Genomic DNA, 19581 nt, shown 5'->3' on the forward strand with positions numbered 1-19581 from the left:
TTCCATACGGTCTGGAAACATGTCCGCGACGGGCGCATTCCAATGGCAAGGCCTGTGGGTGGTGCTGGCGTGGCCCCCCGCCGGCGCGCTATTCTGGAGGATCGCAGGAGGATCCGTTCATGCTGACACGCCGTTCGATGTTGCTGGCTACCAGCGCCGCCGCCGCCTTGCCGGGCGCCCTGGTGGCCGCCCCCGCGCGGGCCGCGACGCCCCCGGGCGTCATCGTCTTCGCGCGCCAGATCGACGACATCATCAGCCTCGACCCGCATGAGGCGTTCGAATACTCGGCGTCCGAGATGTCGGCCAATGTCTACCAGAAGCTGGTGACCACGCCGAACGCCAACCCCACCGAGATCACCGGCGAGCTGGCCGAGAAGTGGGAGGTCTCGGACGACAACAAGGCCTTCACCTTCACGCTGCGCGAGGGGCCGAAATTCGCCTCCGGCCAGCCGGTGACGGCGGAAGACGTGGCATGGTCCCTCCACCGCGTCGTGGCGATGAACAAGAGCCCGGCCTTCATCATCAACCAGTTCGGCTTCACCAAGGACAACGTGGCCGACCGCATCAAGGCCACCGGCCCGCGCACGGTCGTGCTGACGACGGCGGAGCCGACCGCGCCCAGCTTCCTGCTGTACTGCCTTTCCGCCGCCGTCGGCTCGATCGTCGAGAAGGCCGTGGTCGCGCCCAAGGCGACCGGCGATGACTGGGGCAATGCCTGGCTGAAGCAGAACTCCGCCGGTTCCGGCCCCTACGCGCTGCGCCAGTTCCGCGCCAGCGAGAGCCTGATGCTGGACGCCAACCCGCACAGCAACGTGGTGGCCAAGACCAAGCGTATCGTCATCCGCCACATGCCGGATCCGTCCGCGCAGCTGCTGGGCGTGCGCCAGGGTGACATCGACATCGCCCGCAACCTGGGCGCGGACCAGATCGGCCAGATCCAGTCGGACGGTCGCTTCACCATTCAGCCCTCCCGCAAGGCGAGCCTGCTGTATCTCAGCCTGAACCAGAAGAACGCCAACCTGGCCAAGCCCGAGGTCCGGCAGGCCATCAAGTGGGCGATCGACTACGCGGCGATCCAGAAGAACATCGTCCCCACCACCTACGCCGTGCACCAGTCCTTCCTGCCGGAAGGTTTCCCCGGCGCGCTGACCGACCACCCGTTCAGCCAGAAGGTGGACGAGGCCAAGGCGCTGCTGGCCAAGGCCGGCCTGCCCAACGGCTTCGAGGTGAGCTTCGACTTCTTCTCCGGCGCGCCGATCTCGGACATCGCGCAGGTGGTGCAGGCCAACCTTGCCCTCATAGGCATCCGCACCCGCATGCTGCCGGGCGAGATGCGCGCCGTCATCACCAAGACGCGCTCCCGCCAGCATGACATTGCGCTGCTGCGCTGGGGCTCGGACTATTTCGACCCGCACAGCAACGCCGAAGCCTTCAGCATGAACCCGGACAACGGGGACGAGGCGCGCAACCGCACCCTCGCCTGGCGCGCCGGCTGGGACATCCCCGAGCTGACGCGCCGCACCGCCGCCGCGGTGAAGGAAGTGGATTCGGCCAAGCGCGCGCAGACCTACCTGGAGATCCAGAAGGAGCACCAGCAGGTCTCGCCCTTCGTCATCATGCTGCAGGAGATCGAGGTCGCGGTCTCCCGCCCCGGCGTCACCGGCTTCGACATGGGGCCGATGAACGACCGGAACTACTACCACAACATCGTCAAGGCCTGAGACTAGAACTGCATGAAATCCGATGGAGAACTTCAGGCGGAACTGATGCCGCCTGAGGGCGAACAGCACGCCGCGCCGCCCCCCGTTCAGGGCATGGCGCGGCGGGCCAGGCCTTCCGCCGCGTGGCTCCGGCTGCGCGGCATCCTGTCCAACCTGGCCAGCGTGCCGATCACGCTGTTCGGGCTGGCGGTCGTGACCTTCTTCATCGGACGTGTCGTGCCGATCGACCCGGTGCTGGCCATCGTGGGCGACCGTGCGCCGCAGGACGTGGTGGACCGGGCGCGTCTGGAACTGGGGCTGGACCAGCCGCTCTACATCCAGTTCTGGCGCTATCTCGGCCAGATCGTGCATGGCGATCTCGGCCGTTCGGTGATGACGTCCAACCCCGTCACGCAGGACATCGCCCGCTTCCTGCCGGCGACGTTCGAGCTGGCGACGCTGGCCATCATCATCGCCGTCGCCATCGGCGTGCCGCTGGGCGTCTGGGCGGCAACGCAGCAGGGCAAGCTGGTGGACCAGGCAGTGCGCCTGTTCTGCCTTGCCGGCCATTCCCTGCCGGTCTTCGTGCTCGGCCTGCTGTCGCTGCTGCTGTTCTACGCCACGCTGGGCTGGGCGCCCGGGCCGGGGCGGCAGAGCATCTATTTCGACGGGATGGTGGACGTCCATACCGGCATCCTGACCATCGACTCCCTCATCGCCGGCGACTGGCCCGCCTTCTGGGACGCGCTGGCGCATCTGGCGCAGCCGGCCGGCGTGCTGGCCTTCTTCAGCCTCGCCTATATCGCGCGCATGACCCGCGCCTTCATGCTGGCGGAGCTGAAGAGCGAATACGTCACTACCGCCCGCGCCAAGGGCCTCTCCTCCGCCCGCATCGTCTGGCGCCACGCTTTCGGCAACATCCTGGTGCCCTTGGTCACCGTGCTGGCCATGACCTATGCCGGCCTTCTCGAAGGCGCGGTGCTGACGGAGACGATCTTCTCCTGGCCCGGCCTCGGCCAGTACCTGACCGTCTCCCTGCTGAACGCCGACATGAACGCGGTGCTGGGCGCCACCCTCGTCGTCGGCCTGATCTATGTGGCGCTGAACCTGCTGGCGGACATGCTCTACCGGCTGCTCGACCCGCGGGTGAAATAAGATGAGCGAAACCACCATGAGCCGCCGCGAGTGGCTCCTCTCCGACACCCCGACCTCCCGCGCCCAGGCCAAGTGGGGCCGGCGCTACCAGACCTGGCTGGCCTTCCGCCGCAACAAGCTGGCCGTCGCCGGCCTGGGCGTGGTGCTGTTCATGCTGGTGATGGCGCTGCTGGCGCCGCTGCTGGCCACCCACGACCCCGGCGTGCAGGTGCTGGCGGACCGGTTGCAGAAGCCCTCCGCCGCGCACTGGCTGGGCACCGACGAGCTCGGCCGCGATACCTGGTCCCGCCTGCTCTATGGCGGCCGCGTCACCCTCGGCATGGTCGTCGCCGTGGTGGTGCTGGTGGCGCCGCTCGGGCTGATCGTCGGCTGCGTCGCCGGCTACATGGGCGGCATCGTCGACAAGCTGCTGATGCGCGTCACCGACGTGTTCCTGGCCTTCCCGCGCCTGATCCTGGCCCTGGCCTTCGTCGCCGCCATGAAGCCGGGTGTGGAGAGCGCCGTCATCGCCATCGCTCTGACCGCCTGGCCACCCTATGCCCGCCTGGCCCGTGCCGAAACGCTGACCATCCGCAACGCCGACTTCATCTCCGCCGTGCAGATGACCGGCGCCTCCCGCTGGCGCATCATCCTGCGCCATGTGACGCCGATGTGCATGCCGTCCCTGACCGTGCGGGTGACGCTGGACATGTCCTCCATCATCCTCACCGCCGCCGGCCTCGGCTTCCTCGGCCTCGGCGCGCAGCCGCCGACGCCGGAATGGGGCACCATGATCGCGACGGCACGCCGCTTCATCCTGGAACAATGGTGGGTGCCGGTGATCCCGGGCATCGCCATCTTCATGGCCAGCCTCGCCTTCAACCTGCTGGGCGACGGGCTCCGCGACGTGCTGGACCCGAAGCAGCGATGAACGGTTTTCGTGTGAAGAACCGGGGGGAGAATGAATTCTCCCCCCGGGCCCCCCTCATTCTTTTTTGCGAGTTTGGGTTCGGGCTTGAAGGCCGCAGAGCTGCGCTGAACGGCATGGGGGCATTGGAATCAAAGAGCCCGCGCAGGCTGAACCGTCACTCGCCGAGGGTCATGGACCCCCGGCGGAACCGGCCGGGCAGGGGTGCCACCGCAGGCGCATCCAAAAACGCGCAGAAAGACAAGCAGGGGGTTTGGGGGAATTCATTCCCCCATGCTTCCACTGACCTTCCGGGGATGCCCCTGTGACCAAGCCCCTCGTAGAAATCCAGAATCTCCGCGTCGATTTCCCCACCGCTTCGGGCGGCTACAACCCCGCCGTGCGGGGTGTCTCCATGGCCTTGGGGCGGGAGAAGCTGGGCATCGTCGGCGAATCCGGCTCCGGCAAGTCCGTCACCGGCCGGGCTTTGATGCGCCTGTTGCCGGAGGCCGCGCGCGTGCGGGCGGACAAGCTGGTGTTCGACGGCGTCGATGTGCTGAACGCATCGGAGCGTACGATGCGCGGGCTGCGCGGCGGCCGTATCGGGCTGATTTTGCAGGACCCGAAATACAGCCTCAACCCGGTCATGACGGTGGGCGCGCAGATCAGCGAAGCCTGGCGCGCCCACAACAAGGGCGGCAAGCGGGAGGCGCGGGAGGCCGCGCTGAACCTGCTGGAGCAGGTGCGCATCCGCGACCCCCGCCGCGTGCTGGATTCCTATCCGCACGAGGTCTCGGGCGGCATGGGCCAGCGCATCATGATCGCGATGATGCTGGCGCCGGACCCGGCCATGCTGATCGCGGACGAGCCGACCAGCGCGTTGGATGCCAGCGTGCAGGCGGAAATCCTGAAGCTGATCGACGACCTCGTCTCCGCCCGCGGCATGGGGCTGATGCTGATCAGCCACGACCTGCCGCTGGTGGCCCGCTTCTGCGACCGCGTGGCGGTGATGTATGCCGGCCAGGTGATGGAGACCCTGCCGGCGCAGGACCTGCATCGGGCCGAGCACCCCTATACCCGTGGCCTGCTGGATTGCATGCCGCATCTCTCCCAGAAGCGGGCGCGGCTGCCGGTGCTGACGCGTGACCCGAAATGGCTGGAGCAGCATTCGTGACCAAGCCGATGATCGAGGCCGGCAAGCTCAACGTCCATTTCGGCGACAACCACGTCGTCCACGACGTGTCCTTCAGCGTCGCCGCCGGCGAAACCTTTGGCCTGGTGGGGGAAAGCGGGTCCGGCAAGTCCACCGTGCTGCGCTGTATCGCGGGGCTGGTCGATAGCTGGGACGGCGTGCTGGCGGTGGATGGCCAGCAGTTGGGCCATAAGCGGGACAAGGCGTTCTTCCAGCGCGTGCAGATGGTGTTCCAGGACCCCTACGGTTCGCTGCACCCGCGCCAGACGGTGGACCGCATCCTGTCCGAGCCGCTGGCGGTGCATGGCATCCCCGATGCCGAAACGCGCATCACCAAGGCGCTGGAGGAGGTGGCGCTGCCGCGCACGGCGCGCTTCCGCTATCCGCACCAGCTCTCCGGCGGGCAGCGGCAGCGTGTGGCGATCGCCCGCGCGCTGATCGCCAACCCCTCCGTGCTGCTGCTGGACGAGCCGACCAGCGCGCTGGATGTCTCCGTCCAGGCGGAGGTGCTGAACCTGCTGGCGGATCTGCGCCAGGCGCGGCAACTGACCTGCATCCTGGTGTCCCACAACCTGGCCGTGGTGGGGCATCTCTGCCGCCGGCTGGCGGTGATGCAGGGCGGCCGGATCGTCGAGATCCTGACCGAGGACCAGCTGCGCGCCGGCCAGTCCAACCACGCCCATACACGGGACCTGATCGCGCTGTCGCACGAGCTGGAGGGCTGAGGCCGGTCGAGCCTCGAACTCGGCCGGGGAGGAAGGTCAGGGGAATGAATTCCCCTGAAACCCCTTCTTTTTTCTGCCAGTTGCGTTGAGGCGTGGGCAGGCGTGTCCAGGCCATGCGGCCTATCGTGGACCATCCAAATTGGCCCGTTTGGCACCGGCTTGGCTATCGATCTGCCTGAAGCTGGCTCTCGCCATCCTGAAGGCGGCTGCCTTTGTGCAGTGGAAGGCCCAGGGTTCCTGCCAAAGCGTTTGGCAACCAGTTTGCCGCCTGCCGCCTGCCGCCTGCCGCCTGCCGCCCACGGCCACACGTTTCGACATGATCCTAGGCTACAGCCCGCGTCATGCCAGGCCCCGGTCGTCAAAGGCCATCGACTTTGGTGACAATGGTTACCAAACATCGTCATTCGCCTGCCCATCCTGCAAACCCTGCCTTGAGCAAGGCGCCGTCAGTGTCAGCCAGACCACTGATGGCGGGGTCTGGGGTGGTCCTGCCACCCCAGCGGGGTCCAGGGGCAGCGCCCCTGGCCTTGCCTTCAACCCGAACTCAATGCCTCGGACCCGGGGGCCACGCTTGCCCTACCGCCCCTGCGCCACCCGCAACGCGCGGCGCAGCCGGGCGATGCCGGTGCGGATATGCCCGGTGCGGCACAGCAATTCGCCTTCCTCGCCCAGGCCGCGCGCGGGCTGTTGCACGCCGGCGGGCAGGGTGGCCAGCCGGGCGACCAGTTCCTGGCAGTAATGGAGATCCTGCGGCAGCGTCCTCAGCTCGGCTGGGAAGGCGACACGTGATGGAGCGGACATGACGGAGAGCGCGAGCAGAAGCCGGGGAAGCATACCCGCATCATGCAGCATGCCGCGCTAACAGGGGGTGAGCGCGGCATGAAGCCTTGGTCATACCTGCAGGATTGGCGCCGCCGCCCTTGCCTGGTTCAGGCCAGCGGCAGCCGGAAGCAGACGGCCAGGCCGGGCTTGTCCAGGCTCTCGCCATGGCCTTCGTCGAACCACAGCGTGCCACCATGCAACTGCACCACGGCCCGCACCAGGGAGAGGCCCAGGCCGGAGCCCGGGGTGTTGCGGGAGGAATCGGCGCGGAAGAAGCGCTCCCCCACCCGCTCGCGGTCCTCCAGCGAAAGGCCGGGCCCCTGGTCGGAGACACGGACGACGATGGCGTCTTCCAGCAGCTCGGCCTTCAGCAGGATGCTGCCGCCGTCGGGGGTGAACTTCACCGCGTTGTCCAGCAGGTTGGCCAGGGCCTGTAGCAGCAGGTCGCGGTCCCCGGTCAGCGGCAGGGCGGCGGGCCATTCGGTGCGCAGGGTCTGGCCGTTCTCCTCCGCCGTGGCGCCGTAGAGCTCGGCGGCGTCCTCGAGCAGCGGCACCAGGTCCACAGGGGCGAAGGCGGCGCGGCGGGCCCCGGCCTCGACCTCGGCGATGCGCAGCACGGCCTGGAAGACGCGGGTGACATTGTCCAGGTCGGCGATGCCGCGCTCCAGCGCGCTGTGCAGCGCGGCGGGGTCGTCGGCATTGGCCAGCGCTTCCTCCAGCCGGTTGCGGGCGCGGGCGATGGGGGTGCGCAGGTCGTGCGCGATGGCGTCCGAGACACCGCGCACGCCCTCCATCAGGTGCGCGATGCGGTCCAGCATGGTGTTCATGCTGTGGCCCAGCGCCTCGAACTCATCCTCGCGGCCGGAGAGCGGCACGCGGGGGGAAAGGTCGCCGCCGGCGATCAGCGCCGCCGTGGCGGTCACCGGTGCCAGCCGCCGCTCCAACGCCCGCCTTAGCAGCGCGGCCCCGGCGAAGGCGAATAGCAGCGCCACGCCGGCGGACCACGCCAGCCCCTCGGTCAGCAGCGCGCGCAGGCGCAGTTTTTCTTCGACATCCCGGCCGACCGCGAGGCGGGAGCCATCCGGCAGCGGCAACACGAACAGCCGGGCCTCGCCGGGGATGCCGTCGCGCTCCAGCGACATGCCGTACCACTGCACGTCGGGCGCGAAGCCCTGCGGCAGCGCTTCCAGATTGCCGGCCAGCCGCTGCCCGCTGGGGGCGCTCAGCAGGTACAGGGTCTGGTTCTCGGCATCCAGCGCCAGCCGCTCGCCAATGGCGTCGGCCACCGCCTGGTCGCCGGCATCGCGCCAGCGCTCGGCCAGGGCCATGGCATCGGCGCGGATGGCGGCATCTATCTGCCGGTCCAACGCGCCGGCCGTGCCCCACCACAGCACGCCGGTGAAGGCGAGGCCGGCGAGCAGGAACAGCGCGGCGAACAGCAGCGCGAAGCGGAAGCCGGCGGAGGAAAGCAGTTGCCACAGCGGGCCGGGATGCTGCCCCCGCCGCCGGGTGGCGGCGGCAAGCGGCACCGCGTGTGGCATGTCGGGCCGCGGGTGCGGCGCCAGGTCGGGCCGCGGATGCGGCGGGGGGCTCACGGTTCGGCGCGGATCATGTAGCCGGCGTTGCGCACCGTGTGGATCAGCGGCTTGTCGAAGCCCTTGTCCAGCTTCTGCCGCAGGCGGGAGACATGCACGTCGATCACGTTGGTCTGTGGGTCGAAGTGATAGTCCCACACCTTCTCCAGCAGCATGGTGCGGGTCACCACCTGGCCGGCATGGCGCATCAGGTGCTCCAGCAGCCGGAACTCGCGCGGCTGCACGTCAATCCGCTTGCCACCGCGCGTGACGGTGCGGGAGAGCAGGTCGAGCTCCAGGTCCGCGATCTTCAGCCGGGTCGCGGGCGCATCAACGGCCGGGCGGCGGCCCAGCGCCTCGCACCGCGCCAGCAGCTCGGCGAAGGCGAAGGGCTTGACCAGATAATCGTCGCCGCCGGCCTTCAGCCCCTTCACCCGCTCATCCACGCCGGCCAGGGCGGAGAGAAACAGGACGGGCGTGTGGTTGCCCTGCCCGCGCAGCGTCTCGACCAGGCGGACGCCGTCGATGCCGCCGGGCAGCATGCGGTCCAGCACCAGCAGGTCGAAATTCTCGCTGGCCGCCATGAACAGGCCTTCGCGGCCATTGGGCACGTGCTCGACGGTGTGGCCGGCTTCCTGCAGCCCCTTCTTCACGAAGCGGCCGACCTCGGCGTCGTCCTCCACCAGCAGGATACGCATGAGTGCTGAACTCCTCGGGACGCGCATGGCGCGAATAGGCGATCGGACAGGCAGGATGGCCTGTCGGTCCGGGCGGCGCCAGCCCATAGCGGGGCCGCGACCATCACGCCAGCGCTGGGGAGCGGGAGAGAGCGCGTGGGAAAAGGCTCGAGGAGGCGGGGCGGCGCTGCCCGGGGGAGAGCAGGCGCCGCCCCAGCACCATGACCGCAAGGGGAAATGCTGCGGTGCACCGCCGTGGGGGAGGGCGGTGCGATGGCTGGGACCATTCTAGGCCGGCACTTCCTGACAAAGGTTTAAGGTTGTCAGAAGAAAGAAAAGCCCCTCTTCGGCGCACCCTGCTCGGCCCGGATGATGCGGCGGGCCCCGTCGGCGGCGAATTGCCGCCGCTCCCGCACCCCCGGCATGCTGATGCCGCGGCTGCGGCACCAGGTGAAGAATTCCTGTGGCCGCAGCGTGACGCGGATGACGCGGTAGCCCTGGCGCTCGTGGTGCAGCACGTCCTTGGCCGCGCCTTCCCGCCAATCGTCATAGGTGGCGCTCATATCCGGCATCCGGTCCCGCAGCAGGTCGAAGCTGGCGGATTCATACCAGGCGAACCCCATGATCGGCTTTTCGCGCTTCATCGCTGGCCTCTGTCATCATCGCCGGACCCGACCGGCATCAACGGAGACGCAGGATGGCATGCGTCCCGCTGAGCATGAACAGAGAATCGTCTCTTTTTGTGTCTCTCGTCCAGAAACGAGATAAACGAGACTTTAACCGGCCTTGCGCCTACCGCCGCCCCGCTTCTTCTTGTCCGGCTCGTAGCCACCACCCCCCGGGCCTAGGGGCTTCGGCCGCCAGTCCTTCTTCTCGCCACGGCGCGGCTGCGCGTCCTGCATCGAGCGGCCGGCCAGGTTGGGTTCCAGACCCAGCTCCAGGCTTTCCAGCCGCTTGATCTCGTCGCGCATGCGGGCGGCGGTCTCGAACTCCAGGTCGGCGGCGGCGGTGCGCATCTTCTTCTCCAGCTCCGCGATGCTGGCGCGCAGGTCCTTGCCGACGAAATGCGCCGGCCCGTCCTCCTCCGCCCCCGTGGGCGCGATGGTGACGTAGTCCTGTTCGTAGACCGACTGCAGCACGTCGCTGATCTGGCGGATGATGGTCTGCGGCGTGATGCCGTGCGCCTCGTTCCATTCCTGCTGCTTGGCGCGGCGGCGGTCGGTCTCCTCCAGCGCGTTGCGCATGCTGTTAGTCATGCGGTCGGCATAGAGGATGACGCGGCCTTCCGCGTTACGCGCCGCGCGGCCGATGGTCTGGATCAGCGAGGTGGTGGAACGCAGGAAGCCTTCCTTGTCCGCGTCCAGGATGGTCACCAGCCGGCATTCTGGGATGTCCAGGCCCTCGCGCAGCAGGTTGATGCCGATCAGCACGTCGAACACACCCTTGCGCAGGTCGCGGATGATCTCGATCCGCTCCAGCGTATCCACGTCCGAATGCAGGTAGCGGACCTTGATGCCCGCCTCGGTCATGTACTCGGTCAGGTCCTCGGCCATCCGCTTGGTCAGGGTGGTGACCAGGATGCGGCCGCCCTGGCCGATCACGGTGCGGCACTCCGCCATCAGGTCGTCCACCTGGCCCTCGACGGGACGGATCTCCACCGGCGGGTCGATCAGCCCGGTGGGGCGGATCACCTGCTCGGCGAAGGTGCCGCCGGTCCGCTCCATCTCCCATGGCCCGGGCGTGGCGCTGACGAAGACGGTGTCGGGGCGGAAGCTCTCCCACTCCTCGAATTTCAGCGGCCGGTTGTCCATGCAGGAGGGCAGGCGGAAGCCGAACTCGGTCAGGATGGATTTGCGCGCGAAGTCGCCCCGGTACATGCCGCCGATCTGCGGCACGGTCACATGGCTCTCATCGACGATCAGCAGCGCATTCTCAGGCAGGTACTCGAACAGCGTCGGCGGCGGGTTGCCGGGGCCGCGGCCGGAGAGGTAGCGGGAGTAGTTCTCGATGCCTTTGCAGGACCCGGTGGTCTCCATCATCTCCAGGTCGAAGGTAGTCCTCTGCTCCAGCCGCTGCGCCTCCAGCAGCTTGCCCTCGGCGGTCAGCCGCTCCAGCGTCTGCTTCAACTCGATGCGGATGTCGCGGATCGCCTGGATCATGGTCGGGCGCGGCGTGACGTAGTGGCTGTTGGCGTAGATCGCCACGCTCTCCATCTCGCCGGCGATCTCGCCCGTCAGCGGGTCGAACTCCCGCAGCCCGTCGATCTCGTCGCCGAACAGGGAGATGCGCCAGGCGCGGTCTTCCAGGTGGGACGGCCAGATGTCCACGCTCTCGCCGCGCACGCGGAAGGTGCCGCGCTGGAAGCCGGCGTCGTTGCGGCGGTATTGCTGCTCCACCAGCGCCTTGATCAACTGGTCCCGGGCGATGCTGCCGCCCAGCTGCAGCTTCACCACCATGTTCGAGTACAGCTCGACCGAGCCGATACCGTAGATGCAGGAGACGGAGGCGACGATGACCACGTCGTTCCGCTCCAGCAGCGCCTGCGTCGCGGAGTGGCGCATGCGGTCGATCTGCTCGTTGATCTGCGCGTCTTTTTCAATATAGGTGTCGGAGCGCGGCACATACGCTTCCGGCTGGTAGTAGTCGTAGTAGCTGACGAAATACTCGACGGCATTGTCCGGGAAGAAGGACTTCATCTCGCCATAGAGCTGCGCCGCGAGCGTCTTGTTGGGCGCCAGGATCAGCGTCGGCCGCTGCACCTTCTCGATCACCTTGGCCATGGTGAAGGTCTTGCCGGAACCGGTGACGCCCAGCAGCACCTGGTCCCGTTCCTCCTGCGTCAGGCCTCCCACCAGCTGCTCGATGGCCGCAGGCTGGTCGCCCGCCGGCTCATAGGGGGAGACGACCTTCAGCGTGCGCGTCGCCGGCGGCGACGGACGCTTCGGCGGCACGAAGGGGGAGGTAACGGGGACGAACACATCCATGGCAGCAGCTCCCGGCAAGGGCATCGCGCCAATGTGGGGTCGGGGCGGGGCGAACGCTAGGACTACGAACGATTCGTGAACGCGGACTCCGGCCCAAATTCACTGGCGACCCAGTCGATGAAGCTGCGCAGCTTGGCGGTGGGCCGCCGGTCGGCGGGAAACAGCAGGTGCATGGGGCGGGCGGGTGGCGTGTAGCCCGGCAGCAACGGCACCAGCAGGCCCTGCTGCAGCGGCGCGCGCAACATCGCCTCGGCACCCAGGATGATGCCGAAGCCGGCCAGGGCGGCGTTCAGCAGCGCCTTGCTGTCATTGGCCTGGAAGCGCCCGCCGATCGCCACCGCATGCTCCACCCCGTCGCGGCTGAAGCGCCATTCACGCGCGACCGGCGAGCGCCATTCGCTGAAGCCGAGACACTCATGGCCGCGCAGGTCCTGCGGCGTCGCCGGCGTGCCATGCGCCGCCAGATAGGCCGGCGCGGCGCAGGCCAGCAGGCGGTAGGGCGCCAGCGGGCGCGCCGCGAGGGTGGAGTCGCGCAGTGCCCCCAGGCGGATCACCGCCTCGAAGCCCTCCTCCACCAGATCGACCATGCGGTCCGACAGCGACAGCTCCACCTCCACCGCCGGATGTGCCGTCAGGTAGCGCGCCAGCATCGGGGCCAGGCAGTGCGCGCCGAAGGTGACCGGCGCGTTCACCCGCAGCCGCCCTCGCGGCGCGGCGCGCAGGTCCTGCGCCAGCGCGTCGGCGGCCGCCGCCTCGGCCAGCACGCTGCGGCACCGCTCGCAATAGGCGCGGCCGAACTCGGTCAGGCTCTGGCGGCGCGTGGTGCGGGTCAGCAGGCGGCTGCCCAGCCGGTCCTCCAGGAAGCGCACATGCTTGCCGACCATCTGCGGCGACATCCGCAACGCCGTGGCGGTGGCAGCGAAGGAGCCGGTGTCGGCCGCCTTCACGAAGACGGCCATGCTGGTCAGGCGGTCCATCCGATTGCATCCATCTGGTTTCGGGAGTTCGCCCGGGATGCCGCATTATCGCCAGCCGATGGGCGATGCACAGTCCGCCGCGACAGCCAACAGGAGAACGTGGCATGCGGATCGGAATCATCGGCGCGGGATATATCGGCCAGGGCATCGCCCGACTGGCCCTGCGGGCGGGGGACGAAGTGATGATCGGCAATTCGCGCGGGCCGGAGACGCTGTTCAGCGTGGCGACGAGCCTGGGGTGCCTGGCTGGCACGGCAGAGCAGGTGGCGGCGTTTGGTGGCGTGGTGCTGGTCGCGGTGCCCTTCCGTAACATCGGCGCACTGCCAGCGGCCGCCCTGGCGGGCAAGGTCGTGCTCGACCCCAACAACTATTACCCGCAGCGGGACGGGCAGATCGCGGCGCTGGACGAGCGCGCCACGACCACCAGCCAAATGCTGGCCGGGGCGCTGCCGGGTGCCCGGGTGGTGAAGGCCTTCAACGCCATTCTGGCGGAGGACCTCGGCACGGACGGGCGCCCCGCCGGCACGCCCGGGCGGCGCGCCCTGCCGATCGCGGGCGACGACGCCAGGGCCAAGGCGCAGGTGGCCGCGCTGCAGGACCGCTACGGCTTCGACGTCGTCGATGCCGGCGGGCTGGCCGAAAGCTGGCGGTTCGAGCGTGCCAAGCCGGCCTATTGCCGGCGGCTGGACAGCACGGCCCTACGCGCCGCGCTGGCGGCGGCGGAGCGCGACGTGGAACTGCCGCACCACTCCTGGCACGCGGACGATCGCTGAGGCGTAGCGGCCGGCGGCGGCGTCAGGCCGCCGCCACCTCGCGCAGCGTCACGCCCAGGGCCGCCAGGTCGCGCCAGTATTCCGGGTAGGTCTTGGCCACGCAGCCCGGGTCCAAGATGGTCACGCCCGGCACCAGCAGGCCGGCCAGGGCCATGCTCATGGCGATGCGGTGGTCGGCGTAGGTGGTGATGTGCGCGGGGCGGAAGTGTTCGCGCGGCTGCGGTGTCACCACCAGGTCGTCGCCGTCCTCGACGGCCAGGCCGGGGGCGAGGCGGGCGAGCTCGGTGGCCATGGCGGCCACGCGGTCGCATTCCTTCACCCGCAGGTTGGCAATGCCGGTGAAGCGCACGGGGGTGGCGTTGAAGGCCGCCATCGCCGCCAGCGTCGGCACCGCATCCTGCATCTGGGAACCATCAATCTCGGCCGGCAGGTGCGGGAAAGCGGCGATCAGCGCGTGGGCCTTGGCGTCGGGCTGGGTGAAGGCCTGGGCGGGGGTGCCAATGTCGATGGCGCCGCCGGTCAGGACTTCGGCCGCCCAGAGATAGGTGGCGGCGGAGGCATCCGGCTCGATATGGAAGTCCGCCGCGCGATAGCCGGTGGGCTGCACGATCCAGGTGGCGGCGTCCGGCTGTTCCACCGTGGCGCCGAAGGCGCGCATGGCGGCCAGCGTCAGGTCGATATAGCCGCGCGCGCCGATGGCATCCCCGGCGAGCGAGATGCGCACCGGGTGGCGGCCACCCGCCGCCAGCATCAGCACGGCGGAGACATACTGGCTGGAGAGGCCGGCATCGATGGTGACGGCCTGGCCCGGGAAGCCGCCCTGGCCACGCACGGTCACCGGCGGGCAGCCGGTGGGGGCCTCCACTGCGATGCCCAGGCTGGCCAGTGCCGCGACCAGGGGCGCGATCGGCCGCTTCTGCATATGCGCGTCGCCGGTGATGACTACGGGGCCATCGGCCAGCGCGGCGGCGGCGGTCAGGAAGCGTGTGGCGGTGCCGGCATTGCCCAGGAACAGCGGCGTGGCGGGGGCGCGCAGCCGGCCCTCGCTGGTCACGGTGAAGCTGGTGGCGTCCGGCTCCTCCACCGTCACGCCCATCTGGCGCAGGGCTTCGGCCATGTAGCGGGTGTCGTCGCTCTTCAGCGCGCCGGTCAGGCGGCTGGTGCCGCGCGCCAGCGCCGCCAGCAGCAGCGCCCGGTTGGTGATGGATTTCGACCCCGGCGGCGCCACGTGCCCGCGCAGCGGCCGCCCGGGCGGCGTGATGGTCAGGGCGCTGGCCGTGGTGGTCATTTCTCGACGAAGGCCTTCTCGATGACGTAGTGGCCGGGGCGGCTGTTGGCGCCTTCCTCGAAGCCCATGCCTTCCAGCAGGGCCTTGGTCTCCGCCAGCATCTCCGGGCTGCCGCACAGCATGATGCGGTCATCTTCCGGGTTGAAGGCGGGCAGGCCGAGATCGGCGAACAGCTTGCCGCTGCGGATCAGATCGGTCACCCGGCCGGTGTTGCGGAAGGCCTCGCGCGTCACGGTGGGGTAGTAGAGCAGCTTGGGGGCGACGATCTCGCCCAGCAGCTCGTCCGCCGGCAGCTCGCGCTCGATATAGTCACTATAGGCCAGCTCCTTTACCTCACGCACGCCGTGCAGCAGCACGATGCGCTCGAACCGGTCGTACACGTCCGGCTCGCGGATCAGGGACATGAAGGGCGCCAGGCCGGTGCCGGTGCCGTACAGCCACAGCGTCTTGCCCGGCAGCAGCGCGTCCGGCACCAGCGTGCCGACGGCCTTCTTGCCGACCAGGATCTCGTCGCCCGGGCGGATATGCTGCAGCCGGCTGGTCAGCGGCCCATCCGGCACCTTGATGGAGAGGAACTCCAGGTGCTCGTCATACGGCGCGGAGGCGACGGAATAGGCGCGCACCAGCGGCTTGCCCTCCACCACCAGCCCGATCATCACGAACTGGCCTGCGGTGAAGCGCAGGCCGGGCTGCCGCGTGCAGCGGAAGCTGAACAGGCGGTCGGTCCAGTGATGCACCTGTTCCACCGTCTCGGTGAAATAGGCGGGGTGGGCGGCCTTCAGTGGCGGGCGGGTCTCGGCGTTCATGGGCTGCAAGTGGTCTTCTTCAACGTGCCGGGCAAGTCTGGTGACATGGGCCAGGGCCAAAGTCTGAGCCAGGGTGAGACAGGCATGGAGCCGGGGCATGGCATGGCTTGCAAGCGGCCGCGGTTGCGGTGAGCATCCGCCTATCATGAGCACGACCACCGACGCCACCCCGCAAGCCGCCCCCCCCGTAGGCCCGGAGGTCGACCCGACCCCGCGCCCGCTGCCCGCCCGCATCCCCCACCGGGGCGCGAGCGTGACGCTGGAGCCGCTGGGCGTCCGCCATGCGGAAGAGCTGTGGCAGTCCATGCAGGCCGATGGGCCGAATGGCAGCAGCGAGGATAGCTGGGCCTATCTGGGCTACGGCCCCTTCGCCGATTTTGCGACCTTCCGCCGCTTCATCGGCGGTTTCGCCACCACGCATGACCCGATCGCCTGGGCGGTGCGGCCACATATCTCCGGCATCGCCTCCGGCTGGCTGACGCTGATGGAGATCCAGCCCGCCAATGCGGCGATCGAGCTGGGCAATATCTGGTTCGCGCCACGCATGCAGCGTACCCGCGCCACCACCGAGGCGATGTTCCTGCTGATGCGGCATGCGATGGACGAGCTCGGCTACCGCCGCCTGGTGTGGAAGTGCAACGCGCTCAACGCCCCCTCCCGCCGTGCCGCCGCGCGGCTGGGCTTCACCTATGAGGGCGAGCACCGGGCACATCTGGTGGTGAAGGGCCGGCGGCGGGACACCGCCTGGTACTCCATCCTGGACGATGAATGGCCGACGCGGCGGGATGCCATTTTGGCCTGGCTGGACGATGCCAATTTCGACCATCGCGGCGTCGCGCGGCGCAGCCTGAATGTTGCCGGAATATAACCCGGATTTAATTTGGCTGCTTGAATTCACCCGGGCATAACATGGCGCTTCCGCAAGGAGCATGCGCCATGCCCGATACCCCGCCGCCCTACGCCGCCTTCGAAGGCGCGCGCCTGCTGGCCATCGGCGAACTGCCGCAGGTCGCCCTGCGCGCCAAGGAGGCGCTGGACCGTGGCTCCAGCGCCCCCGTCCTAGTCTTCGACAACCAGACCAGCCAGCAGGTGGAGGTCGATTTCCGCGGCCAGCCGGGCGATGTGCTGGAGCGCCTGGCCCCGCCGCCGCGCCGCCCCGGCCGCCCCAAGCTGGGCGTCGTCGCCCGGGAAGTGACGCTGCTGCCCCGCCACTGGGAATGGCTGGCCCAGCAGCCGGGCGGTGCCTCCGTCGCGCTGCGCAAGCTGGTGGAGGAGGCGCGCCGCAGCCACTCCGGCACCGATCGCCGCCGGACCGCCCAGGAAACCTGCTACCGCTTCATGCACACCATGGCCGGGGACCGCCCGGGCTTCGAGGACGCCGTCCGCGCCCTCTACGCCGCCGACCGCAACCGCTTCGAAACCCTGGCCCGCGCCTGGCCCGGCGATATCGGCGAACACGCCTGCCGGCTGGCCCTGGCAGTGTGGGACGCCGTGCCGGCTGAGTGAGGGAAAGGGAAGGAGAAGGGAAGGCCGGGGAAGGGATTCCCCGGACCCCTTCTTTTTCTTTTTCGAGTTTCTCGGGCGTGGCTGTTGAGAGGGTAGTCCTGAAATACGGCTGGGTGCGCCGGAGGTCCTAGACCTCCGGCGACTGCGGGTTCAGCCCTTGTGGCCCCTATATAAAATCATCAGAAGCGTCCGCTCTCAGTCCTGCAGCGCAACGCCAAGCTCGCAGAAAAAAAGAAGGGGCCCGGGGAATTCTTCCCCGGCCTTCCCTAAGCAACCCCGACAAAGACGTCAGAGCGCGACCGTCCCCTCCAGCGGGTTGGAGGATGGCGCCACCACCGGGCTGGCCGGGGCTGGCGTGGCTGGGGCCGGGTCGGTGACGGAGGGTGTGGGCGCTGCCGGGGCCGGGGTGCCGGCGGGGGGCGGCAGGTTTTCCACCTGGGGCGCGGGCAGCGGGCCGGCGCCCTGCACGGTACCGCCGGCGGGCGGGGTGTGGGTGGGCTGCACGGCGTGGTTACGCGACTCGGCGGCGGCGGCGGGGTCTTCCGGCGCGGTGGTGTAGTCCGGGACGATGCGGGCCTGGTTGCCGGCGATGACCAGCACCTTCTGCCCCAGGGCCAGCGGCGTCTGGTCCTTCTGCGCCACCGAGACCAGCTCGTTATTGCCCTTGCGGACGATGTACTCGAAGCCGTTGGTGGTGCCGGCCGCCTGCTCGGCCGCGCTGCCCAGCAGGCCGCCGAGCAGCCCGCCGCCGATGCCGCCGAAGGCCGAGGTGATATCCCCCCCACCGATGCGGGTGCCGACGACGCCGCCGGCCGCGGCACCCGCGGCGATGCCGGTGGTGCCATCGGCCGCGATCTGCACCGGGCGGATGCCGACGATGGTGCCCTGTTCCACCTTATTGGCCTGCTGCATGGCGCGGCCGGCATAGGTGTCGGGCGAATAGTCGGGCCCACAGGCGCTGAGCCCCCCGAGAAGCAGGGGGAGCAGAAGCAGGCGGGAGCGGGAGAGAAGCTGCAAGGTCGGCACATCCGCTGCGATGGAAACCGGCCGGAAGGTAGGGACTAGGGCCGCCCGTGTCATCCCGTCCCGCGTGGCGCCGGCAACGTTGGGGGCTTCCGCTGTTCATACCACCGTCAGCAACCGAGGATGTGACCCATGCACCACCTCTCTGCCGAGATGCGCGCCTGTGTGGAGGCCTGCCTGGCCTGCTACACCACCTGCCTCTCCAGCTTCTCCGGCCACTGCCTGGAAGAGGGCGGCGCGCATGTGGAACCGAAGCACGCGCGGCTGATGATGGCCTGCGCGGAAATCTGCCGGACTTCCGCCCATTTCATGCTGCTGGGCACGCCGCACCACAAGCACACCTGTGCCGAATGCGCCGAGATCTGCAACGAATGCGCCCAGGATTGCGAGCGTGTGGGCGGCATGCAGGACTGCGTGGAGGCTTGCCGCCGCTGCGCGGAATCCTGCCGGGCGATGGCGGCCTGATCGGATCGGCCGCCTGGCCTTGGCGGGCGATAGGGAAGGCCGGGGAAGAAATTCCCCGGGCCACTTCTTTTTCCTGCGGGGTGGCGTTGCGTTCCAGGACGCATGGCGGGCCTCGGAGGATCCCGGTGGAGCGGCGACGCCGGAGGCTGACGCGGCGCTGCGGCTGACCAACCAGCCGCAGCGCGCCAGGATCCTGCGGAAAAAGCAACGCGGGGCTGTTTGTCGTCTGCCTCCCGGCACCGAAATGCCCGCCAGGTGACAAAACCGTAGGCTACACGGCCGGGCCCGGCGGGCGGCCCCGCTTGCGGTGCCGAAACACACCGTGCTAGGCGCCGCAGCGGAAAGCCCACGGAAGCACCCAAGTGAACCCGCCCCTGATCCTGGTGTTGAACGGCCCGAACCTGAACATGCTCGGCACGCGAGAGCCCGAGCTGTACGGGACGGAGACGCTCGACGATATCGAGGCGCTGTGCGCCGAGACCGGGGATGCGCTGGACCTTGCCATCGACTTCCGCCAGTCCAACCTGGAGGGCGAGCTGATCTCCTGGGTGCATGAGGCGCGCGGGCGTGCCTCCGGCATCGTGATCAACCCGGCCGGCTATTCCTTCACCTCCATCGCCCTGATGGATGCGCTGCTGGCGGTGGACCTGCCGGTGGTTGAGGTGCATCTGACCAACAGCTACCGCCGGGAATCCTTCCGGCATCACTCCTATGTCTCGCGTGCGGCCCAGGGCGTCATCTGCGGGCTTGGCCCGCATGGCTACGCGCTGGCGTTGCGCGGCATCGCCGGCATCCTGGCCGATGCCGAAGACGCGTGAGACGAGAAGCACAGAGGTAACATGAGCGGCATTTCCTTCGACCCGGATGCCATCCGCGCCCTGGCGCAGATCCTGCGGGACACCGACCTCAACGAGATCGAGCTGTCCGACCAGGCCGGCAGCAAGCTGCGCGTCGCCCGCGCCGCGCCCGTGGCTGCCCCGGTCGTCCAGTACGCCGCCGCACCCGCGCCGGCCGCTGCCGCCCCGGCG

Annotated in this window: 19 protein-coding genes and 1 pseudogene; 11 read left to right on the forward strand and 9 right to left on the reverse strand. The window is 69.0% G+C overall.

Annotated elements, in window-relative coordinates; genetic code table 11:
* Positions 1-119: 119 nt before the first annotated feature.
* From IBL26_RS21165 to IBL26_RS21185, 5 genes are all read left to right on the forward strand, one after another.
* Positions 120-1721, forward strand: coding sequence for an ABC transporter substrate-binding protein (locus IBL26_RS21165; protein ID WP_187786505.1), 1602 nt, complete (start codon positions 120-122; stop codon positions 1719-1721).
* Between the two features lie 12 nt (positions 1722-1733).
* Positions 1734-2855 carry an ABC transporter permease gene (locus IBL26_RS21170; RefSeq protein WP_241749656.1) on the forward strand — a complete coding sequence of 374 codons (1122 nt, stop codon included), beginning with the start codon at positions 1734-1736 and terminating at the stop codon, positions 2853-2855.
* A gap of 1 nt (position 2856) precedes the next feature.
* Positions 2857-3765 (forward strand): ABC transporter permease, encoded by a 909-nt coding sequence (locus IBL26_RS21175; protein ID WP_187786506.1) that lies wholly within the window; start codon positions 2857-2859, stop codon positions 3763-3765.
* Positions 3766-4066: 301 nt separating this feature from the next.
* Positions 4067-4915 (forward strand): ABC transporter ATP-binding protein, encoded by an 849-nt coding sequence (locus tag IBL26_RS21180; protein ID WP_187786507.1) that lies wholly within the window; start codon positions 4067-4069, stop codon positions 4913-4915.
* Positions 4912-5658 (forward strand): ABC transporter ATP-binding protein, encoded by a 747-nt coding sequence (locus IBL26_RS21185; RefSeq protein WP_456316414.1) that lies wholly within the window; start codon positions 4912-4914, stop codon positions 5656-5658. The genes IBL26_RS21180 and IBL26_RS21185 overlap by 4 nt, the downstream gene beginning before the upstream one ends.
* Positions 5659-6234: 576 nt before the next feature.
* On the opposite strand, the gene IBL26_RS21190 is transcribed toward IBL26_RS21185, so the two are convergent.
* The 6 genes from IBL26_RS21190 to IBL26_RS21215 all read right to left on the reverse strand — a co-directional run bounded on the left by IBL26_RS21190 (position 6235) and on the right by IBL26_RS21215 (position 12692).
* Positions 6235-6492: a hypothetical protein gene (locus IBL26_RS21190; RefSeq protein WP_187786508.1), complete on the reverse strand. Its 258-nt coding sequence runs from the start codon at positions 6490-6492 to the stop codon at positions 6235-6237.
* Between the two features lie 95 nt (positions 6493-6587).
* Complete coding sequence (locus IBL26_RS21195) at positions 6588-8075, reverse strand: sensor histidine kinase (RefSeq protein WP_367615479.1); 1488 nt, start codon at positions 8073-8075, stop codon at positions 6588-6590.
* The gene (locus tag IBL26_RS21200; RefSeq protein WP_187786509.1) at positions 8072-8752 is read right to left on the reverse strand and encodes a winged helix-turn-helix domain-containing protein; all 681 of its coding nucleotides are present in this window, start codon (positions 8750-8752) and stop codon (positions 8072-8074) included. The genes IBL26_RS21195 and IBL26_RS21200 overlap by 4 nt, the downstream gene beginning before the upstream one ends.
* 302 nt (positions 8753-9054) lie before the next feature.
* Positions 9055-9375, reverse strand: coding sequence for a hypothetical protein (locus IBL26_RS21205; protein ID WP_187786510.1), 321 nt, complete (start codon positions 9373-9375; stop codon positions 9055-9057).
* A 132-nt stretch (positions 9376-9507) separates the two neighbouring features.
* The gene (gene uvrB, locus IBL26_RS21210) at positions 9508-11715 is read right to left on the reverse strand and encodes an excinuclease ABC subunit UvrB (protein WP_187786511.1); all 2208 of its coding nucleotides are present in this window, start codon (positions 11713-11715) and stop codon (positions 9508-9510) included.
* 62 nt (positions 11716-11777) lie between these two features.
* A complete protein-coding gene (locus IBL26_RS21215) occupies positions 11778-12692 on the reverse strand; it encodes a LysR family transcriptional regulator (RefSeq protein WP_187786512.1) in 915 nt (304 codons plus the stop codon).
* Positions 12693-12796: 104 nt separating this feature from the next.
* Here IBL26_RS21215 and IBL26_RS21220 point away from each other — a divergent pair, with 104 nt between their 5' ends.
* A complete protein-coding gene (locus IBL26_RS21220; protein WP_187786513.1) occupies positions 12797-13465 on the forward strand; it encodes an NADPH-dependent F420 reductase in 669 nt (222 codons plus the stop codon).
* A 22-nt stretch (positions 13466-13487) separates the two neighbouring features.
* Here IBL26_RS21220 and aroA read toward each other — a convergent pair whose 3' ends face one another.
* A complete protein-coding gene (aroA, locus tag IBL26_RS21225) occupies positions 13488-14753 on the reverse strand; it encodes a 3-phosphoshikimate 1-carboxyvinyltransferase (protein ID WP_187786514.1) in 1266 nt (421 codons plus the stop codon).
* A complete protein-coding gene (locus tag IBL26_RS21230; protein WP_187786515.1) occupies positions 14750-15559 on the reverse strand; it encodes a ferredoxin--NADP reductase in 810 nt (269 codons plus the stop codon). The genes aroA and IBL26_RS21230 overlap by 4 nt, the downstream gene beginning before the upstream one ends.
* A 145-nt stretch (positions 15560-15704) precedes the next feature.
* Here IBL26_RS21230 and IBL26_RS21235 point away from each other — a divergent pair, with 145 nt between their 5' ends.
* Together IBL26_RS21235 and IBL26_RS21240 are read left to right on the forward strand one after the other, a co-directional pair.
* Complete coding sequence (locus tag IBL26_RS21235; protein WP_187786516.1) at positions 15705-16427, forward strand: GNAT family N-acetyltransferase; 723 nt, start codon at positions 15705-15707, stop codon at positions 16425-16427.
* A gap of 68 nt (positions 16428-16495) precedes the next feature.
* Positions 16496-17065: a DUF2239 family protein gene (locus tag IBL26_RS21240; protein WP_187786517.1), complete on the forward strand. Its 570-nt coding sequence runs from the start codon at positions 16496-16498 to the stop codon at positions 17063-17065.
* 288 nt (positions 17066-17353) lie between these two features.
* On the opposite strand, the gene IBL26_RS21245 is transcribed toward IBL26_RS21240, so the two are convergent.
* Positions 17354-18091 (reverse strand): outer membrane lipoprotein, encoded by a 738-nt coding sequence (locus tag IBL26_RS21245; RefSeq protein ID WP_367615480.1) that lies wholly within the window; start codon positions 18089-18091, stop codon positions 17354-17356.
* Between the two features lie 129 nt (positions 18092-18220).
* Between IBL26_RS21245 and IBL26_RS21250 the strand changes: the two genes are divergently transcribed.
* From IBL26_RS21250 to IBL26_RS21260, 3 genes and pseudogenes are all read left to right on the forward strand, one after another.
* Complete coding sequence (locus IBL26_RS21250; RefSeq protein ID WP_187786519.1) at positions 18221-18553, forward strand: four-helix bundle copper-binding protein; 333 nt, start codon at positions 18221-18223, stop codon at positions 18551-18553.
* Positions 18554-18915: 362 nt separating this feature from the next.
* On the forward strand, positions 18916-19371 hold the full coding sequence (aroQ, locus tag IBL26_RS21255) for a type II 3-dehydroquinate dehydratase (RefSeq protein WP_187786520.1): 456 nt from the start codon (positions 18916-18918) through the stop codon (positions 19369-19371).
* 21 nt (positions 19372-19392) lie between these two features.
* Positions 19393-19581: pseudogene (locus tag IBL26_RS21260) on the forward strand (acetyl-CoA carboxylase biotin carboxyl carrier protein); the annotation flags it as partial.

Origin of the sequence: Teichococcus aerophilus (genome assembly GCF_014490485.1) — a bacterium.
GTDB lineage: Bacteria > Pseudomonadota > Alphaproteobacteria > Acetobacterales > Acetobacteraceae > Pseudoroseomonas > Pseudoroseomonas aerophila.